Origin of the sequence: Streptomyces durbertensis, from assembly GCF_014156695.1 — a bacterium.
GTDB classification, from domain to species: Bacteria; Actinomycetota; Actinomycetes; order Streptomycetales; family Streptomycetaceae; genus Streptomyces; species Streptomyces durbertensis.
Genome location: NZ_WMLF01000429.1, coordinates 1 through 4,644 on the forward strand (window position 1 = coordinate 1; position 4,644 = coordinate 4,644).

Genomic DNA, 4,644 nt, shown 5'->3' on the forward strand with positions numbered 1-4,644 from the left:
GACAGCTGTTCGGCGGCGTCCGCGCTGGTGTCGGTGAGGGCGGTGGCCACGGCGTTGGCGCGGACGGCGGCCAGCTGCGGCCGGGGTGCGGTGCCGGTGATCTCGATCATCGGCGCGTCGGGAGAGGTCGCGGAGCGCACGCCGGCGCGGAGTCGGGCGACCGGCTCGCCCGCGACGTTCTGCGCCTGCCGCAGGACGGCCGGGCTGGTGGCGACCCGGCCGTACGCCTGCGCGAAGCCGAGCGCGGCCTGCGGGTCGGAGTCCTTGGCCGGAACGGCCACCAGGTAGCCGGTCGCGCTGTACTGCGGGGTGGCCAGCATCCCGTAGCCGGCGCCGCAGCCGGCGCCGACGACCAGGCAGAGGCCGAGCGGCCACCAGGACGGCAGCCGGCGCAGCTGCCGGCGTGGCGACAACCGGCGGGCCACGGCGGGAAGCCGCCGCGCGGCGGCCCGCAGCGGGCGCACGGGCGACAGCCGGCGGACGAGGCCAGACGCCCTCCACGACGGCGCGGCGTCAGCGTCGGGCACGGCCTTCGTGTCGGCCTCGCTGCCGGCGTCGGCCCCGGCCTCGCTGTCGGCCTTGCTGCCGACCTTGCTGTCGGCCTTCATGTCGGCCTCGCTGCCGGCGTCGGCCCCGGCCTTGCTGTCGGCCTTGCTGTCGGCCTTCCTGTCGGCCTTCGTGTCGACCTCGCTGCCGGCCTTCGTGTCGGCCTTGCTGCCGGCGTCGGCCCCGGCCTTGCTGTCGGCCTTGCTGTCGGCCTTCGTGTCGGCCTTGCTGCCGGCGTCGGACCCGGCCTTGCTGTCGGCCTTGGTCGTGGCCTCTGTCCTGGTCCTGCTCTTGGCGTCGGCCTTGCTGGCGGGTGAGGCGCCCGTTGTCGCTTCGGTCTCGGTGGCGGTCTCGGTCATGGGTGGGCTCACTTCGGGAGGTCGGCGGTGGCGAGGGCGGTGGCGCGTTGGTACACGTCCATCAGCCGGTCGGCGCTGCGGCCGATGTCGTAGCGTTCGACGGCCCGGGGCACGGGCAGCCGGGTGGGCAGGCCGAGCGCCCAGGTGTGGTGGTGCTCGCGGAGCGCGGCGGCGAGCGCGGCCGGCTCGGGGGGCACCCGGCGGGCGCCGGGCGCCTCGTCCTCCGGCAGCTCGTCGACGGCCGGGCAGGTCACGTGCAGTACGGGGAGTCCGGCGGCCAGGGCTTCCAGCACGGCCAGGCCGAACGCCTCCTCGGTCGAGGGCGAGACGAAGACGTCCATCGCGGAGAGCATGGCCGCGACATCGGGCCGGTCGGCGGACGGCGCGCGTTCCTCGTCGCACTCCCCCGCGAACACGACCCGGTCGGCCGCGCCGATCCGTTCCGCGAGCCGCCGCAGAGTGCCGCGTTCGGGGCCGTCTCCGACGAGCAGGAGGCGGGCGGGCGGCACCTGGGCGACCGCCCGGACCAGCGCGTCGAAGCGTTTGCCCGGGACCAGCCGGCCGACCGCGCCGACGGTGAAGGCGTCGGCGGGGATCGCCAGGCGCCGTCGGGTGGCGCGCCGGGCGGCCGGGTCGAACCGGAAGCGGGCCGCCTCGATGCCGTTGGGGATGGTCTCGATGCGGGGCCGGGGCACGCCCCATTCGCGGAGGCGGCGGGCGACGGTCGCCGAGACGGCGATGGTGGTGGCGCCGAGCCGTTCGGTGGCCAGGTACATGGCGCGGGCGGAGTTGCTGAGGGGGCGGCCCTCGATGTGCGCGTCGCCGAGTGAGTGCTCGGTCGCGACGACGGCCCGGACGCCGGCCAGGCGGGCGGCGGTGCGGCCGTACAGGCAGGCCCGGTAGAGGTGGGTGTGGACGAGGTCGTAGCGCTCGCGGCGGATGAGCGCGGTCAGGCGCGGCAGCGCGGACATGTCCCGGTTGCCGCGCATGCCGAGGTGCAGGACGCGGCGGCCGTCGGCCCGGATGCCGGCGGCGACGGGGCCGGGGTTGGTGAGGGTGACGACGTCGCAGCCGATGGGGAGGTGCCGCAGCAGCAGCCGCAGTTGGCGTTCGGCTCCGCCGACGCCGAGTCCGGTGATGACGTGCAGGGCTTTCACCGTCCGTCCTCCCAGGTGGCGCCCGGCAGGACGGGTTCCTCGGTGAGGCCGCGTCGCCGCAGGGGGTGGAGGAGTTGCTTGAGGCGCAGCCGAGGCGCGGTGTCGTTCTCGCCGACGTGGGCGCGGGGCAGGGCATGCGGTCCTGTGAGGTCGCCGGCGTCGATGGCGCAGGCGTAGCTGTAGCCGGCGCGGCGTACGGCCTCGACCGCGCGGGCGTCGACGGCTCCGTAGGGGTAGCAGTAGCCCTCCGGGGCGCGGCCGGTGATGTCGCGCAGCAGTTGGCGGCTGTAGGCGGTCTCCCGGCGCAACACTTCATCGTCGGCGGTGGCGGCCTCGGTGAGGTTCTCGTGGCGCAGGCCGTGGGAGCCGATCTCCATACCGGCGCGGGCGACGGCCCGGATGCCCTCGGCGGTGAGCAGCGGTTTGCGCGGGCCGAGCGGGTCCCAGCTGTTGTCCTTGCCGAGCAGGCCGGGCAGGACGAACACGGTGGCGGTGCACTCGTGGCGGCGGAGGACGGGCAGCGCTTCCTCCAGGAAGTCGGCGTAGCCGTCGTCGAAGGTGAGGCCGACGAGGCCGTCCCCGTAGCCGGCGGCGCGGGCCCGCAGCAGGGCGCCGACGCCGACGCCGGTCAGGCCGCGTCGGCGCAGCCAGCCGAGTTGCCGGTCGAGGCGGGCGGGGGTGACGGTGACGCGGTAGGGGTCGTCGCGGCAGTCCGACACCGAGTGGTACATCAGCAGCCACGGCGGCGGGGTGGGTCGGGGCCCGGTGCCGGGCTCCGCGTGACGGTCTGCGGACGCCTGGTCAGCGGACATGGCGCACCTTTCGTTCGAGGGCTCGTTTGACGGCTCGTCGGGTGGTCGAGGTGACGGCCCCGCCGGCCGTGGTCAGCAGCCGCGGCACCTCGGGCGCGCGGAGCAGCAGTGCCGCCCCGGCGAAGGTCACGGTGACGGCGAGGGCCCCGCCCGCGGCGGCCGGCCAGGGCGAGGGCAGGAGCGCGGCGGTCGCCGCGCCGGCGGCGGTGGCGGCCACGGCGGCGAGCACCAGCCGGGTCAGGCCGCCGACGGCGGCGGCGACGTCCACCGGCACGACGCGGGTCGACAGGCCGCGCAGCAGCAGCCAGGCACAGCCGGTGATGCCGAGCGCGTTGGCGGCGGCGATCCCGTGGATGCCCCAGTGGGGGGCGGCGAGCGTGCCGGCGACGACGGTGACCAGCAGCCCGAGGGCCATGGCGGCGGCCGGGAACCAGGTGGGGCGGGCGGCGGAGAAGAACGGCCGGGCGAGGGCGCCGACGAGGGTGTGCCCGAGCAGGCCGAGCGCGTAGACCCGCATCACCGAGGCGGTCGCTTCGGTGTCGGCCGGGGTGAACGCGCCGCGCTGGAACAGGATCTCGATGAGCTGGGGGGCGAGGGCGATGACGTGGGCGGTGCCCAGCAGCACGATGGCGGCGGCCAGGGCCAGGTCGCCCTCGACGCGCCGTCTGGCGTCCTCGCGGCGGCCGTCGGCCATGGCCCGGGCGACCACCGGGAAGGTCACGGTGCACACCATGAGGGAGAGCACCATCGGCATCTGCGCGACCTTCTGCGCGTAGTTGAGGTGGGAGATGGCGCCGGCGGGCAGCGTGGAGCCGAGGAAGCGTTCGACGAGTACCTGGCTCTGCCGGCTGAGGGCGAACAGCACGACGGGCGCGAGCAGTCCGAGGCCGACGAGCCCCGCGGTCCGGACGGCGGGACGCCGGTTCCTCCGTGCGGGGCGCGGGCGACCGGTTGCCGGGCCGCGACGCCCGAGCGCCGCCAGGCGGGGCGGCAGCACCGAGAGGAAGGAGGGGAGTTGGACGAGGACCATCAGCAGGCTGCCGACGGCCACGCCGGCGGCGGCGGCCCGCACCCCGAGAACCGGGTGCAGCGCGAGCACGGTGCCGATGATGCCGACGTTGTACGCGGTGTACACGGCGGCCGGGGGCGCGAAGCGGCGGTGGGCGCGCAGGGCGGCGCTGAAGTAGCCGGTGATGCCGAAGGTGAACAGGCTCAGCGCGGTCAACCGCGTGCACTGCACGGCGAGTTCGGGGTCCTGCAGCCCCGGGGCGAGCATCCGCACCAGCAGCGGCGCGGAGACCAGGGCGAGCACGGCGACGGCCGCCAGCACGGCGGCGAGCCGGGGCAGGGTCGCGGCGAGCAGGTCGCGCACCGGGTCCTGCTCGTCCTTCTGACCGGCGGTGCGGTCCGCGGCGGCCGCGCGCCGGGAGAGCGCCAGGCTGAACGCGGGGACGAGGATCAGCGCCATGGCGTCCTCGACCAACAGGGTGGACGCGAACTCCGGCACCGTCCAGGCGATGAGGAACGCGTCGGTCTCGCTGCCGGCGCCGAAAAGCCGGGCGATAGTCTGGTCGCGCACCAGGCCGAGCAGCGCGCCGAGCGCGGTGAGCGCGGCGGTGAGCGCCGCGGCCCGGGCGAGGAAGCGGCCGAGCGCCGGGGCGGCGGCGGTCCGGCCCTCGGCGGGCTGCTCGGCGGGCGATGCGGCGCCGTGCTCGGACGGGGCCGAGCCGGTGGCCGCCGCCGGCTCGGCCGAGGGGCGCGGGCCGGGGT

The 4,644-nt window shown here is 76.3% G+C and carries 4 protein-coding genes; all 4 read right to left on the minus strand.

Going from position 1 to position 4,644, the window contains the following annotated elements:
* Positions 1 to 905, minus strand: a 905-nt coding sequence (locus GL263_RS21945; RefSeq protein ID WP_500294572.1) for a YveK family protein, incomplete at its 3' end; no start/stop codon positions are given.
* 8 nt (positions 906 to 913) lie between these two features.
* Positions 914 to 2,062, minus strand: a complete 1,149-nt coding sequence (locus GL263_RS21950) for a glycosyltransferase (RefSeq protein WP_182857468.1) — start codon at positions 2,060 to 2,062, stop codon at positions 914 to 916.
* On the minus strand, positions 2,059 to 2,874 hold the full coding sequence (locus GL263_RS21955) for a polysaccharide deacetylase family protein (protein ID WP_182857469.1): 816 nt from the start codon (positions 2,872 to 2,874) through the stop codon (positions 2,059 to 2,061). The genes GL263_RS21950 and GL263_RS21955 overlap by 4 nt, the downstream gene beginning before the upstream one ends.
* The coding region (locus GL263_RS21960) for a lipid II flippase MurJ (RefSeq protein ID WP_228456737.1) at positions 2,864 to 4,644 on the minus strand (1,781 nt) is incomplete at its 5' end. The genes GL263_RS21960 and GL263_RS21955, both read right to left, overlap by 11 nt.